The organism is Streptomyces nitrosporeus (genome assembly GCF_008704555.1).
In the GTDB taxonomy this organism is placed as follows: domain Bacteria; phylum Actinomycetota; class Actinomycetes; order Streptomycetales; family Streptomycetaceae; genus Streptomyces; species Streptomyces nitrosporeus.
In genome coordinates this window covers 5,135,148-5,149,597 of record NZ_CP023702.1, presented here as the reverse complement: position 1 = coordinate 5,149,597, position 14,450 = coordinate 5,135,148, and the positions used below count along the sequence as shown (strand labels likewise).

Sequence of the window (14,450 nt, the reverse complement as noted above, 5' to 3'; positions counted from 1 at the left end):
GTCAGCCCCGGGTGAGCTTCTTGTACGTGGCACGGTGCGGGCGGGCCGCGTCCGCGCCGAGGCGCTCCACCTTGTTCTTCTCGTACGACTCGAAGTTGCCCTCGAACCAGTACCACTTGGAGTCGCCCTCGTACGCCAGGATGTGCGTGGCGACGCGGTCCAGGAACCAGCGGTCGTGGGAGATGACCACCGCGGCGCCGGGGAACTCCAGGAGGGCGTTCTCCAGGGAGGACAGGGTCTCGACGTCGAGGTCGTTGGTGGGCTCGTCGAGGAGCAGCAGGTTGCCGCCCTCCTTGAGCGTCAGCGCCAGGTTGAGGCGGTTGCGCTCACCACCGGAGAGGACACCGGCCGGCTTCTGCTGGTCCGGGCCCTTGAAGCCGAACGCGGAGACGTAGGCGCGCGAGGGCATCTCGACCTGGCCGACGTTGATGTAGTCCAGCTCGTCCGACACGACGGCCCAGAGGGTCTTCTTGGGGTCGATGTTGGCGCGGGACTGGTCGACGTAGGAGATCTTGACGGTCTCGCCGACCTTGATGGAACCGGAGTCCGGCGTCTCCAGGCCCTGGATCATCTTGAACAGCGTGGTCTTGCCCGCGCCGTTCGGACCGATGACACCCACGATGCCGTTGCGCGGCAGGGTGAACGACAGGTCGTCGATGAGGACCTTGTCGCCGAACGCCTTGGAGAGGTGCTCGACCTCGACGACGATGGAACCGAGGCGCGGCCCCGGCGGAATCTGGATCTCCTCGAAGTCCAGCTTCCGCATCTTGTCCGCCTCGGCCGCCATCTCCTCGTAACGGGCGAGACGTGCCTTGGACTTGGTCTGCCGGCCCTTGGCGTTGGAGCGGACCCACTCCAGCTCCTCCTTGAGCCGCTTGGCGCGCTTCTCGTCCTTGCGGCCCTCGACCTTGAGGCGGGCGGCCTTCTTGTCGAGGTAGGTGGAGTAGTTGCCCTCGTAGGGCAGCGCGCGGCCGCGGTCGAGTTCGAGGATCCACTCGGCGACGTTGTTCAGGAAGTACCGGTCGTGCGTGACGGCGACGACGGCGCCCGCGTACTTCGAGAGGTGCTGCTCCAGCCAGTTCACCGACTCGGCGTCGAGGTGGTTGGTGGGCTCGTCGAGGAGGAGCAGGTCCGGGGCCTCGATCAGCAGCTTGCAGAGCGCCACCCGGCGCTTCTCGCCACCGGAGAGGTTGACCACGGGCCAGTCGCCGGGCGGGCAGCCCAGGGCGTCCATGGCCTGCTCCAGCTGGGCGTCCAGGTCCCAGGCGTTGGCGTGGTCCAGGTCCTCCTGGAGCTTGCCCATCTCGTCCATGAGCGCGTCGGAGTAGTCGGTCGCCATCAGCTCGGCGACCTCGTTGAAGCGCTTGAGCTTGCCCATGGTCTCGGCCGCGCCGTCCTGGACGTTCTCCAGGACGGTCTTGCTCTCGTCGAGCTCCGGCTCCTGCATGAGGATGCCGACGCTGAAGCCGGGCGAGATGAACGCGTCACCGTTGGACGGCTGCTCCAGGCCCGCCATGATCTTCAGCACCGTGGACTTGCCGGCGCCGTTGGGTCCCACGACACCGATCTTCGCGCCGGGCAGGAAGTTCAAGTTGACGTCGTCGAGAATCACCTTGTCGCCGTGCGCCTTGCGCGTCTTGCGCATGGTGTAGATGTACTCAGCCAAGAGAAACCGTCCGGCAGCAATAGAGGTGTGGGCAGATACACCCATCTTGCCTGACGTCCGCACCCGGACGGAAACCAGTCCGCCCTCCGGCCCCCGCGCCCGCCTCCCCGGCACCGGGCACGCGGCGCGCACCGGCAGAGGGCGCGGCGCGGCACCGCGGAGGACGCGGCGCGGCACGGCAGGGAGACGCGGCACGGCACTGCGGGGCGCGCGGTACGCACGGCAAGGGGACGCGGCGCGGCACTGCGGGGGGCGCGCCGGGCACGGCAGGGGGTACGCGGTGCGGGCACGGCCGCGCGGGACCAGGACGGGTCAGGACGGGTCATCTGACGAGCCGGGGCGGGCCTAGGAGGCCGGGGACGCGAGAGGGCCCGGTACGGATGTCCGTACCGGGCCCTCGCCGCCGCGCTCCTCACGGGTGCCGGCGGTCGCTCAAGCGGTCACTCACTCACCGCTGGTCTGCGGCTTCTTCCGGCGGAGCAGGAAGACCGCGCCGCCGCCGAGGACGACGAGGGCGATGGCGACACCCGCGATGACGGGGGTGGCGCTGGAGCCGCCGGTCGCGGCGAGGTCGCCGCCCTCCGTGCCGCTGGTCCCGGTGCCGGCGTCGGTGGAGGAGGGAACCGGGGACGGGCTCGAACCACTCTGGGTGTCGGTGCCCTCGCTCGGCTGCGGGGTGCCGGCCGTCTCGCAGTCCAGGACGCCCTTGAAGTTCTGCTCGAAGCCGCCGGGGCCGGTGATCGTGAAGTCGTACGCCTGGTCCTCGGCGACCGGGACGGTCACCGTGCGGGTCTCACCGGCGGCGATGGTGTGCTCGGTACCGGCCAGCTCGAAGGTGAATGCCTCGTCGCCCTTGTTGCTCGCGGTGATGTCCACGCCGCCCTTGGCGCAGTTCTTCTGGGCGGTGACCGCCGGGACGGCGCCCTTCTCGGCCCAGGTGGCGGTGGCCGCCGCGGTGACGGTGGACTCGCTGGAGCCGGCCAGGATCATGGTCTGGCTCTTGGTGAGTCCGGCGAAGACACGTCCGACGGGCACGGAGGTCGATGCCTGGACGGAGAGCGAGGCGGAGCCGTCGGCGGTGTCCTCGGGGATGTCGAAGTAGAGGTCGCTGCCGTCGGTGGCGGTGGAGACGGCCTTGCCGTCCTTGTCGGTGACCTGGACACCGCTCGCGGCGGCGTCGGCGGGCGGTGCCACGGAGACCTGGCCCGCGTCGGTGTGGACGGTGACCGGGCCGAGGCGGCCACCGGCCTTGCCGGAGACGGCGGCGGGGCTCAGGGAGACGGACGCCTTGGGCTCGGCGACGTTCTGGGCCTTCTCCTCCAGCCAGTCGGCGAGCTTCTCGGCGTGCTCGTCCTTGGCCGTGACGTCGGCGTCGTCCGAGAAGCGCCAGATGGCGACCTGGGTACCGGCGGCGGCGGACTTCACGGTGAGCGGGCCGGTGCCGGCCTTCTCTGCCAGCCCCGCCAGGTCGTCCACCTGCGGGTAGGAGTTCTGGAGGATCCAGCGGATCTTGCCGGCGTTCTTGTTGTCGCCGAGCGAGGACTGGTCCCAGGGCGTCTCCAGGTACCTGGCGCGGTCCTGGGTGGGGTTGTGGATGTCGATGCAGTACGTCTTGAGCTTGCCGCCGCCGTCGACGGTCATCTCGAACAGCCCGGCCGGGATGTCCTGGGGCTTCTTGCCCTCACCGTTGTCGAGCCGCGCCATGTCGTAGGTCTTCAGGCCGTCCAGCACGGCCACCGCGCCACCCTGGTGCTCCCCGGTCTCGTCCGCCGCGGCCGTGGAGGCACCGGCGAGGGTACCCGCGGCCACGAGGCCCGAGGTGAGCAGAGCCGCGACGGTCCGGACGAGGCCGCGCCCCAGTCCGGCACGACCCGGCTCCTGGCCGTTTCTGCGACCTCCACTCCGGCTGTGCATGGACTGCTCCGTCGTCGCCCCGGGCGATGCAGTGGCTGCTGAAGACGCTGAAAACACAGAATTCCCCTCCGGGCGAGACCTTCACGCACGTGGTGCGCGTGTGGGAGGTGCCTCGCCAGCAAACTCAAGTGCCGCATGAGTACTGAGGAATCGTATGGACGGAGCGTAGAAGAGTCCCCCGCGATACCGTCAGATAAGCATTCCGAATCAGAATCGTTATCGCGACTCCGGCGCGCCCCCCTTGTTCAGGACACCGGCGCGAGCACTGTGGCCGGTTCCTGACGCCCCGTGCGCCCCGGTTCCCGCCGCCCCTGCGGGGCTGTGAGGGAGGGGTCCGCTCTCAGCACTCTACGGAAGGCGGCCGTCCCCCTGGTCAGATCGTGGCCCACCGCGACGGCCTCGACGTCCACCGACGTCCTCCATGTCCCGTCGCGTTGTTCCTCGCGCACCTTCAAACGCCCGTGTACGACGAGGGGTTCGCCGACCGAGACCGACCCGGCGAGGTTGGCCGCGAGGGTCCGCCAGGCCCACACCGTGTAGAAGCTGGTGTGCCCGTCCGCCCACGCCTGCTTCTCGCGGTCCCACCGCCGGGGTGTGACCGCCATCCTGAAGCGGGCCGTCGCGCCCGTCGCCGCCTCCCGGAAGTCCACCGGTGTGGCGGCGTTCCCCACCAGCGTCACCCATGTGTCGTTCATTTCCGTCCCCGTCCCCGTGCCCCGTCGTTCTCCGTGCGGCCGCGGTGTCCACGGCCGGTTCCCATCCTGGACGGGAACCGGCGAACGCGCCGGGGCCTGTGGATTACCGGCCGGTTGTGGAAATCTCCGTCACCGCCGCGTACCGCTCCCTGACCTCGCGGTAGCGCGCCAGTTCCGCGGCGACCGGGTCGAGGACCCTGGCCCTGCCGCATCCCGCCGCCGCCTCCCGCAGCCGGCGTTCGGCCTCCTGCCCGTACCGGCGCGCGGGCCCCCGCGCGGCAGCCGCGCACGCCCACTCGACCAGGGGCCCGCCGACGACTCCGGCCAGCATGAGGAGCGCCGGGACGATCAGGCCGGGTTCGAGCACCCCGATGATCTGACCGAGCAGCCACAGCCCGCCGAAGACCTGAAGCAGCGTCATGGACGCCTGCGTGAGCACGGCGGCCGGCCACCACCTGGGACGCGGGGGCTTGGCGACGCGTCCGCCGAGTGAGCCCGTCGCAGGTCCGCCGGCCCTTCCGGGCGTCCTGCTCCTCCCCGGCGTCCCGGCGGCCGGCCCACCGCCCCCGGGCACGCCCCGGGCGGCCACACCCTTCACATGGACCCCGCCGGCCGCTCCGCCCGCCGGGGCTCCCGGACCCCGCACCCCGGACGCGCCCCGGCCTGCCCCGCCCCGCCCGGACGGGGCCCCGGCACCGTCATCCGCACGCCTGCCCTCGCCCGTACGCCCGCCGCCATCGCCCGTGAGCCCGTCGTCCCCCGCGTGCCCGTCGTCCCCCGCGAGCCCGTCGTCCCCCGCGAGCCCGTCGCCGCTCCCGCCCGCCCGCCCCGCCCCGGTCTTCTTCGCGCGCCCGGAGCCTTTGCCTCGCCGGAAGCGCTTGCCGCGCCCGGAGCCCTTGCCCCGCCCGGACTTCTCGCCGCGGCCCGCGTCCTCGGTGTCCTCCGGCTCCTCGGCCGCCTTTCCGCCCCCGCCGCCCGCCTGGACCTGGCGCGACAGCTCGTCCAGCGCCTCGGGCAGCCCCTCCGCCCCGTTCACCGCCGTCTCACGGACCGCCTGCGCCCAGGGCGCGGGCAGCCCCTCGGTCGCGTCGTCCGCCAGCTTGCGTACGGCCTGCTCCACCCGCTGGCGGGCGGTGAGCTCCTCCTCCGGCGGCGCGAGCGCCTGTGCCATCAGGTCGAGTCCGCCGCCGAGCTGCCGGGTGGACTCGTACCAGCGCCACAGCCGCAGCCACGGTGTCCCGCACGCCCGGCCCGCGTTCCTGCGCCATTCGCGCTCGGCCGCCTCCCCGGCCGCCGCCGCGCCCACGGCGTCCGCCAGCCGGCCGGTGAACTCGTCGCGGGCCCGCTCCCCCAGTCCGGGCCGTCCCTCGCCGACGTACACGGGCCGGAGCCTGGCCGCCGCCGCGTCCACGTCGGCGGAGAGTCTGCGTGCAGCGGCCGTACGGTCCTGGACGAACCGGCCGAGCAGTTCCCGCAGGTCGCCGACGCCTTCGCCGGTCAGCGCGGACAGGGCCATGACGGTGGCGCCCGGCTCGCCGTGCTCGCCGACCGCCATGCCGTCCTCGTCGAGGAGCCGCCGCAGGTCGTCCAGGACGAGGTCCCGGGCCTCGCCGGGCAGCCGGTCGATCTGGTTGAGGACGACGAAGGTGACCTCCGCGTGGCCGGCGAGCGGCTTCAGGTACCGCTCGTGCAGGGCCGCGTCGGCGTACTTCTCCGGGTCGACGACCCAGATCACCGCGTCGACCAGGGCCAGCACCCGGTCCACCTCGTCCCGGTGGCCGGTGGCCGCCGAATCGTGGTCGGGCAGGTCCACCAGCACCAGCCCGTCCAGGGGTTCGTCGCCCTGCGCGCCTCCCAGCACGGGCCGGCGCCTGAGCCGGCCCGGGATGGCCAGCCGGTCCAGCAGCCCCGCGGCCCCGTCGGTCCAGCTGCACGCGATCGGGGAGGAGGTGGTCGGGCGGCGCAGCCCGGTCTCGGAGATCTGGGAGCAGGCCAGGGTGTTGAAGAGGGTCGACTTCCCGCTGCCGGTCGCCCCGGCGATGGCGACGACGGTGTGCCGTGACGAGAGGCGCTGCCGTGCGGACGCCTCGTCGAGCACCCGTCCCGCCTCGTTGAGGGTGTCCCCGTCGAGCCGGGCCCTGGACAGCCCGAGCAGTTCGCGCAGGGCGTCCAGCCGGGGCCGGAGCGGGCCGCTCCGCAGGCCGTACGCCTCGGTCTGCGGCCGGGCAGCGGTGTCCGGGGCGGACCGCGCCACCGTGCCGTCCGCCACGGCCCCGACGGCCCGGCGGGCGATCAGCCCGTCGTCCCAGTGCCGTTCGGCGGCCTCCGCCCGCTTTCCGTGCCGGGGTTCCCGCCCGTACCCCCGGCCACGGTCCTGATCCTGGTCCTCGTCGGTGACGGCGGTCATCGCCGGCTCCTCTCCCTCTGCAGTACGGACAGCGCGGCGATCAGCTCCGCCTGCGGTTCCGGGGCCACTTCCAGGGCGTCCAGCGGGGTGAGCCGCCGGTCGCGTTCGCCGTGCAGCACCTGGTCGAGACAGGCGGTGAGCAGTGCCCCTCCCTTGTCCCGCAGCCGTACCGCGCCCTGGGCGCCGATGCGTTCGGCGAGCTGCTCCCCCGCGCCGCGTGCCCGGCGCCCGCCGAGCAGCACGGCGGCCAGGAGGGCGGCGACCGTCTCGGCGTCGGGCGCGGCGTTGCGTTCGAGGAGCTGGGCCTCCTCCTCCGCCAGCTCCTCCAGGACCCTGCGCCAGCGGCGTACGGCCACGGCGATGCGGCCCTGGACGTCCTCGGCGGGGCCCCACCCCCCGGCTTCACGGCCGGTGCGTTCGAACCGGAGGCCGCCCGCCGCCGGGTCGCGCCGCCAGGTCGCGCGGATCTTCTCGTCGGAGGCGTCCACCGAGCACTGGAGCAGCGTCACCAGGCTCTCGACGAGGGCGTCCAGCAGTTCGCCGGCGGTGCTGTAGAGCGGGTAGCCGCGCCACCGGGTCCGGGCGGCCCCGGAGAGCACGGCCCCGTCCGCGAGCCGCCGCCGCACCCGTGAGGACTCCTTGGCGTACGCGTCCTCGACGGTGCCGGTGAGCCGTACGGCCGCCGCGTACTGGGCCGAGACGGCCCCGGCCAGCTCGGGCATCCGGACGTCGAGCGAGTCGATCACCCCGCACGCGGTCCGCCCGACGGCCTGCTGCCGGGCCGCCGGGTCCTGGGCCCGGTGGGTGAGCCAGGCGCGCAGCGGGGCGACGGCGGTGGCGGGCAGCAGTCCGCTGCCGTCGCCCGTGGACTCCGGGAGTTCGGGGATGGTGAACCGGGGTACGCCGCCGAGGCCGGCCCGGGTGAGCAGAGCGGCGTACTGCCGGGACACCTCGGTGACGACCTGGTGCGGTACCCGGTCCAGGACGGTGACCAGACAGGCGTCGTACTCCTTGGCGGTGCGCAGCATGTGCCAGGGCACCGCGTCCGCGTACCGGGACGCGGTCGTCACCAGGACCCATACGTCGGCGGCGCAGATGAGTTCGGCGGCCAGGGCCCGGTTGCGTACGACGAGCGAGTCGATGTCCGGGGCGTCCAGGAGGGCGAGGCCCCGGGGCAGTGTGGCCGCGGTCTCGACCCGCAGCACGGTGTCGTCCTGACCGTCGCCGGCCCCGCGCGGGTCGGGCCCTTCGGGGTCGGGGGTCTGCCCCGGCGGCAGCCAGACCCGGGTCAGGCGCGGCAGTACCCGTGCCCCCGCGAACCAGTGGTGGTCGTCGGGGTGGCACACCAGTACCGGGGTGCGCGTCGTCGGACGCAGCACCCCGGCCTCGCTGACCCGGCAGCCCACCAGCGAATTGACGAGCGTCGACTTACCGGCCCCGGTCGATCCGCCGATCACCACGAGCAGGGGCGCCTCGGGGTCCTTGAGCCGGGGTACGAGGTAGTCGTCCAGCTGGGCGAGGAGTTCGCTCCGCGTCTGCCGGGCACGTTCGACCCCGGGGAGCGGCAGCGGGAGACGCACGGCAGCGACACGGTCGCGCAGGGCGGTGAGTGCGTCGATGAGCTGGGGCCGTACATCCATGGTTACCACATGGGAAGAATGCCCAATTTTGGTGTCTTTTTGAAGCGTATAGACCTCTCTGCGCGGCGGTTCCACCCCGGTGGACAGAGGGGACGAGTGGGGCGCAGGCATAACGAGTGCACAACACCCGGCGCGTAGGGCGCGAAAAGCGATGCACGATCGGGGCCCACCTGGGATTATCGGTTCGCTTCACCGAACCTCCACATCGTGCCACGCAGGTGAAGCAACCGGGGCAGGGCAGCAGGAGCCCTATCCTTGTCCCGGCAAGGTCACGGATGGCTTGAATCAGCGCCTTCCGCGGCCGACGAGGCCCACACCGGCCCCCGTAGCTCAGTGGATAGAGCAGGCGCCTTCTAAGCGCTTGGCCGCAGGTTCGAGTCCTGCCGGGGGCGCACAAGGCATCTGACCTGGAAAGAGCAGAGTGGAACAGATGCCGGGCACCGCGTGCACCGCCCGGTCGAGGGCCTGAGGCCAAGCGCCTGGAGCTCTATGCCTCAGGCCCTGCCCCTTGCCCTTCCGTCCGCGCCGAGGCCCGCGGAGAAACGGGAAGGGCGGCTGCGCTCCGCCCGCCCTTCGCCGTCAACGCACCAGGAGCAGACCGCAGCCATAGGCCCGCCCGTGCCCGAGACCGTTGGTGAGGACGTCGACGAAGGTGTCCGGGGCTGTCACGGTCAGCTTGCCCCGGATCTCCGCCCGGACGAGACGGAGCCCTTTGTGCGAGGCGGGGCTGGAGATCCGGGGAAGCATCCGGACGGCCAGGTCGTCGGCGTGGGCGTCGGCGCCCAGGCGGGCCGGGCCGCCGGGGGAGCCGACGGCTTCATGCGGTGGCTGGAGGCGCCGGACGAACCACGCCTTCACATGGTCGGGCCGCGTGTGGGCGACCCGTTGGCCTCGGGTCCTCTCCGTGGCGCCCGGTGCGGGTGGACGGCTGTACACGGGGTTGACGACCGTACGGAAGTCGACGACGTCCCCCACGCCGAAGGTGCGGTCGAGGGTCAGGGTCTCGGGCTCCTCCACCAAGGCCGCCCTGGGAAGAAGGTTCCAGTCGCCGGGCACCCGTGACTGCACGACGAGTGAGAGGCGGGCCTCGCGCAGGTCGAGGGTCCAGGCGGACAGCACGCCCATCTGGGCACGGGCGTCTCGGCTGCCGTCGTCGACCCAGCCCCGGAAACCGCTCATCACGTTCCGGTGCATGTCCTGGGCGTCGATCAGCGACTTGGCGACGTAAGGGTGTCTGGCGTCGAGGGTCAGCAGGGTCTGTGTGGCGACGAACCTGGCAGCCGTGGCACGGGGCGCTGTCACAGGATGATGTTCCAATCGCGGGCGTGCGGGTCGATGGTGACACGGGTCCTGGTCTCCCAGCGTGGAGCGTGCTCGGGTCCCGTGGCGTGGAAGCCCACCGGCTGGTCCATGACCGGGCCGGTGCCGGGTACCGGGAGACGGCTCTCGATCCACGCCCAGGGCCGGCCGCCTCGCGTGCGGGGTGACTCCTCCGGCAGCCGGGGCAGCAGTGCCTTGGACGCGAACACCTCGGCAAGGGTGCCGGGGTGTACGCCGAGGTCCAGTTGCCCGGAGGGCGGGCAGGATTTCCGTCCGAGCCACAGGAGGCGCTTCGGGTGCTCCAGGGCATGGGCGATCCGCTCCAGCAGAGCCTGGTCGGTGTGCTGCAGACCCACCAGGAACGCCGCGTCGGCCAGGTACCAGCGTTCGCTGACCAGCGCGTTCCTGCGTATCTCGGCGGAGACGAGTGTGCCGGAGAGCGGGTCTGCGGTGATCCTCTTCGGCGCCCCGTACCAGTCGGCGAGTTCGTGGTGGCCAAAGGTCTCCCCGGTGCCCGTGTCCACCTTCGCGGCCGCCGCCGCGGCGCGCCGGTGGTCGGTGACGAGGTCGCGCGGGCGCAGCGGATACCGGCCCGCGCCCACGGTGTGGTAGTCACGCACCGGCTTTCCGGGGTGGTCGGCCCGTACGCCGAAGAGCAGTGGGGCCAGTTCGGCCAGCGGGTCCTCTCCGGGACCGTCCGCCGGTGGTTCGCGCGGCAGGCCGAGCGCGGCGGCGCACAGTCCGATCACACCTGACTTGGTGGGCCTGCTGTGCGTGTCGCGCTGCCAGAAACGGCCGGCCAGCCCCCAGGACTGGAGGGGGGCGGCCAGCCGGATGAGCAGCACGTGGCTCACCGCGTCAGCTCCTCGATCGCCGCCACCGGCTTCACGCAGGTACTGCTCGCGACCTCGAACTCCCTGAGTACGGCGTCGATCCGCGGGTCGTAGGTCAGCACCCGGGCGGACTTCAGGTCAGGGCGGCGGGCGCTGACGAAGGCGTGGTGTTCCAGCAGCCTGCGGACGGCCGCGGGGCCGGCGGGCCCCTCCCCGCCCGCGCTGACCGGGCTTTCGTCGACCGGGAGCTGGAAGGCGGCGGCGTAGTTGTAGGGACGCTCGCCCTCGAAGGCGAGAACCAGCGCGGGCAGCGAGCCGGTGGAGGCCGTCGAGTTCTTCTTCGCCTCGGGGAAGGCTTCGACGAAGGCGTTGACGAACTCCTTCTCGGCATCGACCACCGTGCGCGCCGCCTCCTCCTCGGCCATCCCGGCCGCGCGGAGATTGGCGTACAGCTGGGTGCGGTCCAGGACGGCGTGCCGGTAGAAGGTACCGGAGATGAGCGACTGGTAGCCGGTCATACCGGCTCCGGCGTCGTCCGCGGAGTCGAGGAAGTCCAGGGCGTTCCGTTTGCGGTGCAGTTTGGCGTCGTCCGCCGCGGCGTAGAAATCGTCCACCTGCTCCGCCTGCTGGACGGTGAAGGCGTGGCTGCTCTGCACAGCACCGTCCACGTTCGGCGAGTCCGCGATCTCCGCGAGGAAGCGGCCGTAGAGCGCGATGTCGATGGCGTCGCGCGGTGCGATGGCGGACAGCACCGCGTCACGGTGCCGTTTGGGCAGCGGCGGCGGTGACGCCTCGGCTGCTCCCTCCGCTCCCTCCTGGACGGACTCCGTGTCCGGGACGGTCTTCCGGCCGCCCTTGCGGGCCGTCTTCTTCCTGGTCTCCTCCTGGATCCGGATGTAGCCGTCCCGCCAGTCCCGCAGTTCCTGCGCGTGCTCGTCGATGTGAGCGGCGATCCGGGTCCCGGTGTCGGACGGGGCGAAGAGCAGCACCTTGGTCAGGTGGGCCACGGTCTTCTTCGCGGGGTCACCGAACTTCAGGCCGACGGCCTCGATGACCGCACGGGCGGTGGCGACGGCTTCTTCCCTGCCCCAGCCGTGGTCGTCCTCCAGCGACTTGGCGGTGATGAGGGCCCATTCGCGCGTACGGAGGCCCGTACTCCGGCCTGCCAGGGCACCGACGCCCGCGTTCGCCCGGTTGCGCGCGTGGACACGTTCGGCCCGGCGACGCGCCTGACTTGTGATCATATGACGTTCTACGCCGCCATAGACGAGGCTTTTGGGCGAGCCGTTCTCGTCGCGCACAGGAAGTACCGCGACCAATGTCTCCAGCACGTGCAGGGAGAGGAATTGGCTTCGGGGTGCCTCGGTCACGTACTCGTGTCCTTCCGTGTCGGCTGTGTGTGCGTTCCGCTGCGGCTCCGTCCGGGCGGCTCGTGGAAGTCCACCGTCCACCAGTAGGCGATCCGCGCGCTGCGGTCGTGCCACCGCGTCAGGTCTTCGGTGAGCTCGGTCCAGGAGGGCGGCGGCTGTTCACAGGCCCGCAGGCGGGTGACTGCGTGCTGGAGGTGGCGCCAGGGGATGCCCCGGCTCGACACCACCCGGGAGATCAGCCGCTGCGCGCCGGGGTTGTCGGGGCCGCGCCCCGCACCGTCCCCGATCCTCCGGGCGGCGGCGCCGAGGCTGCCCCTGCCGTACGAGGGCCGGGGCGCTCCCTGGTGGTAGACGCCGAAGAGGAACGCGACCTTCTCGTAGATCTCCCGGTGTTCGTCGCCCGGGGCGGACCATCCGGCCTGGATGTGGGCCTCGGTCTGTCCGGTGCGGCGCAGCTCGGCGAGCTTCCCGTAATCGTGGTTGCGCACGAGGCTCACGAGCCAGTTCGTGAGGGCCTCGCCGCCGCCGTCCGGTGCGGGCCAGGGCTGTCGGGTCGTCACTGTGTCTCCTTCCGGAGTGCGGCGGGGGCCTTCACGTCGGCCATGTCCGCCCGGAATCGTTCCTCGGCACGGGAACGGGCGATCAATCCCTGCTCGTTGCGGGGAAGGGCGTCGAGCCTCTGTCTGAGGAAGTCCTCGGCGTTGGAGCGGACTTCACCGGCGTAGTCCCTCAGGGCGGCCGGTACGTCCGCCCCGCCGGCCGTCACGCTGAGCAGACGGAGGAAGGGTTCCTCCGCTGCGGGCCAGAACTCCCGCCGGGCGTCGAAACGGGCCATCTGTGCGGCCCTGTCGGCGGGTTTCGGGTTGGGGTACATCACCTTCCAAGCCACGTAGGCGGCACGTTCCAGGGCCCGTGCCAGGTGGTCGGCGATGACCGAGCCGTCTCGTGACGCCTCGCACAGGGCTTCTCCCATGCTCGGGGCGTAGGGGAACCGGCCCTCCGTCCAGGTGGCCGCGAGCGTCTTGTCGGCGATGAGCCCGACGGCCTGGAGCGTGCAGGGCGGGCCGTCTCCACCCTCCGGGAAGGCGAATTCCCGCAGCCAGAGGTCCCGCAGCCGCCCGAACAGGCCTGTCGTCTCCGTGGTCGCCGCACTGTAGAGCGCGTGCGCGTCACGCCACAGGGCGCGGGTGGGTGAGGGCCAGAGCGGCTTCCTGTGGCCGTTCAGAGCCTTCTTCCCCAGGACGGCGTCCTCCAGGTCGCGGTCCGGGTCGAGGCTGATGAGTTCCCCGGCCCCGATCAGCACGCGGTCGACGAAGACGGGCTCGCCCTCATCCGCCGGCACCGGGCGCAACAGCACGGAGCGGCCGAGGCAGCTGTGCAGGTCGGCGGGGCCGGACGTGGGGCGGCCGGGCGGTTTCGTGGTGAACTCACGGCGCGGGTTCCCGCCGGTGGTCCACGAGCGGTTGAAGTGCCCGGCCTCTCCCCCGGCCGGTGGATAGAGGTTCAGCCGCAGGGTGTCCCCGACGGTACGTCCTTGGACCACGACCCTGATCCGGCCCTGGAGGCGTCCCGCGGAGAGGTTGGTCAGCTTGGGGCCGAGCCTCTTGCCGGACAGCCGGGCGCGGCCGGACAGCCCGTAGACATGCTGGGTCAGCATGGCGCGGAAGGCTTCGGCGGCCGGGAGCGGGGCGGAGTGTTCGAGGTGGTGGTGATCGAAGAACTGGCAGTAGTCACCGGCCCTCTCGATGACGAGTTGCGCCGGTCCGGTGCAGTCCTCGTCGAACTGGGGCCACAATCTGCTGTTCTGCCCGAGGGGGTGCTTGGGGTGGAACAGATCCCACTGGTCGGCCGGCTGATCGGCCAGCCATGCCACGGCCCCTTCGAGCGACTGCTCCTCGGCGACCCAGGCACGCCACTCCTCGGAGGAGGAGGGGAAAACGCCGGCCGCGAAGCAGATACCCAGCAGGTACTCGACGAGAGCCACGCCTTCGCCGGGTGTCGGGCAGAAAAGAGAACTCAGCTTCTCCGACCAGCGCAGGACTTCCACCAGGGACAGGTCGGCGGCCACACCCTCGGAGGAGATGACGGGCACACAGGGCTGATACCGGGGGTCCCAGGAGGGACGCCGCCCAGTGGAAACGGGCAGTTCCAGCACGACTACGGCTACCGCTCTCATCACTCGTCGGACACGTTGAGTGATGAGACGGTAGCAGCGGACCGGCGGGGTTACAGGTGGTTCCGGAAACTGCGCACACGCACCCAAGAGAGGGTGTGACGGAGACAGTTCATCCCCGCGGACGCGGGGAGGAGTGAAGCCCAAAAGGAGCCAGCGAGCCCCGTAACGGGTCATTCCCGCAGGAGCGGGATATCGCCCTGAAGTAGGGGATAGTACATGGATATCCCTATTCCTGGGCAAACCGGCCCGGTCGGCGATGTGTGCGCTCCGGCCGCCTCACGTCGAAGCGGCCGCGCGTGCCCATCCGGCCATGACCCCTGTTCGAGGCTGGGCGGAGGACCGTCGTGAAGGGCGCCCGGCGTGGACGCCCTTCACGACGTCAGGCCGCCGGAGCCACCCACGTCAACGCGTACCCGCTGAGCTCGGCGA

General features: G+C 71.7%; 10 protein-coding genes and 1 tRNA gene. 1 reads left to right on the top strand and 10 read right to left on the bottom strand.

Going from position 1 to position 14,450, the window contains the following annotated elements; genetic code table 11:
• Nucleotide 1: 1 nt before the first annotated feature.
• The 5 genes from ettA to CP967_RS22765 form a co-directional block, all read right to left on the bottom strand.
• On the bottom strand, nt 2-1,666 hold the full coding sequence (gene ettA, locus CP967_RS22790) for an energy-dependent translational throttle protein EttA (protein ID WP_150489745.1): 1,665 nt from the start codon (nt 1,664-1,666) through the stop codon (nt 2-4).
• Between the two features lie 444 nt (nt 1,667-2,110).
• Complete coding sequence (locus CP967_RS22785; RefSeq protein WP_150489744.1) at nt 2,111-3,580, bottom strand: Cys-Gln thioester bond-forming surface protein; 1,470 nt, start codon at nt 3,578-3,580, stop codon at nt 2,111-2,113.
• A gap of 245 nt (nt 3,581-3,825) precedes the next feature.
• On the bottom strand, nt 3,826-4,275 hold the full coding sequence (locus CP967_RS22780; protein ID WP_150489743.1) for a single-stranded DNA-binding protein: 450 nt from the start codon (nt 4,273-4,275) through the stop codon (nt 3,826-3,828).
• 103 nt (nt 4,276-4,378) lie between these two features.
• Nucleotides 4,379-6,682, bottom strand: a complete 2,304-nt coding sequence (locus CP967_RS34795; RefSeq protein WP_229888225.1) for a YfjP family GTPase — start codon at nt 6,680-6,682, stop codon at nt 4,379-4,381.
• Nucleotides 6,679-8,322, bottom strand: a complete 1,644-nt coding sequence (locus tag CP967_RS22765) for a dynamin family protein (RefSeq protein ID WP_150489742.1) — start codon at nt 8,320-8,322, stop codon at nt 6,679-6,681. Before CP967_RS22765 ends, CP967_RS34795 begins: the two co-directional genes overlap by 4 nt.
• Nucleotides 8,323-8,641: 319 nt before the next feature.
• Between CP967_RS22765 and CP967_RS22760 the strand changes: the two genes are divergently transcribed.
• A tRNA-Arg gene (locus tag CP967_RS22760) sits at nt 8,642-8,714 on the top strand.
• A 187-nt stretch (nt 8,715-8,901) separates the two neighbouring features.
• Here the strand turns inward: CP967_RS22760 and CP967_RS22755 are convergent.
• Genes CP967_RS22755 through CP967_RS22735 form a run of 5 tightly spaced genes read right to left on the bottom strand, consistent with a single transcriptional unit; the run spans nt 8,902 to nt 13,937 of the window.
• A complete protein-coding gene (locus CP967_RS22755) occupies nt 8,902-9,624 on the bottom strand; it encodes a type I-E CRISPR-associated protein Cas6/Cse3/CasE (RefSeq protein ID WP_150489741.1) in 723 nt (240 codons plus the stop codon).
• A complete protein-coding gene (gene cas5e, locus CP967_RS22750; RefSeq protein ID WP_150489740.1) occupies nt 9,621-10,496 on the bottom strand; it encodes a type I-E CRISPR-associated protein Cas5/CasD in 876 nt (291 codons plus the stop codon). The genes CP967_RS22755 and cas5e overlap by 4 nt, the downstream gene beginning before the upstream one ends.
• Nucleotides 10,493-11,806, bottom strand: a complete 1,314-nt coding sequence (locus CP967_RS22745) for a type I-E CRISPR-associated protein Cas7/Cse4/CasC (protein ID WP_229888247.1) — start codon at nt 11,804-11,806, stop codon at nt 10,493-10,495. Before CP967_RS22745 ends, cas5e begins: the two co-directional genes overlap by 4 nt.
• Before the next feature lie 35 nt (nt 11,807-11,841).
• On the bottom strand, nt 11,842-12,405 hold the full coding sequence (casB, locus tag CP967_RS22740) for a type I-E CRISPR-associated protein Cse2/CasB (RefSeq protein ID WP_150489738.1): 564 nt from the start codon (nt 12,403-12,405) through the stop codon (nt 11,842-11,844).
• The gene (locus CP967_RS22735; RefSeq protein ID WP_229888224.1) at nt 12,402-13,937 is read right to left on the bottom strand and encodes a type I-E CRISPR-associated protein Cse1/CasA; all 1,536 of its coding nucleotides are present in this window, start codon (nt 13,935-13,937) and stop codon (nt 12,402-12,404) included. The genes casB and CP967_RS22735 overlap by 4 nt, the downstream gene beginning before the upstream one ends.
• Nucleotides 13,938-14,450 lie beyond the last annotated feature (513 nt).

What these genes read in the sequence shown, in the direction of transcription:
- CP967_RS22785 (WP_150489744.1), bottom strand. Translation starts at nt 3,580, where the DNA reads ATGCACAGCCGGAGTGGAGGTCGCAGAAACGGCCAGGAGCCGGGTCGT.
- CP967_RS22780 (WP_150489743.1), bottom strand. Translation starts at nt 4,275, where the DNA reads ATGAACGACACATGGGTGACGCTGGTGGGGAACGCCGCCACACCGGTG.
- CP967_RS34795 (WP_229888225.1), bottom strand. Translation starts at nt 6,682, where the DNA reads ATGACCGCCGTCACCGACGAGGACCAGGATCAGGACCGTGGCCGGGGG.
- CP967_RS22765 (WP_150489742.1), bottom strand. Translation starts at nt 8,322, where the DNA reads ATGGATGTACGGCCCCAGCTCATCGACGCACTCACCGCCCTGCGCGAC.